This window comes from Leptolyngbya sp. CCY15150 (assembly GCF_016888135.1).
Classification (GTDB): Bacteria; Cyanobacteriota; Cyanobacteriia; order RECH01; family RECH01; genus RECH01.
Window position 1 is genome coordinate 1 of the sequence record NZ_JACSWB010000079.1, and the last position, 216, is coordinate 216.

At 57.9% G+C, this 216-nt stretch carries 1 protein-coding gene; it reads right to left on the bottom strand.

Annotation, left to right across the window (positions count from 1 at the left end):
* The coding region (locus tag JUJ53_RS25360) for a Calx-beta domain-containing protein (protein WP_204149994.1) at positions 1-216 on the bottom strand (216 nt) is incomplete at both ends.

The window sequence follows — 216 nt, forward strand, 5'->3', positions numbered from 1 at the left end:
TGCCCAACACCACATTGAAGGTTTCGCTGGGCTCACTGACGCCATCGCCGTTGACGGTGACGGTGATCAGTTGCAGCGTCTCGCCTGCCACAAAGGTGAGGGAGCCACTGGTCGAGTCATAGTCATTGCCGCCAACGGCTGGATCACCGAGGGCACTGGCGCTGCCATCGGTGGTGTTGTAGTCAACAGAAATGTCCGTTTGGCTAGGATTGCTCA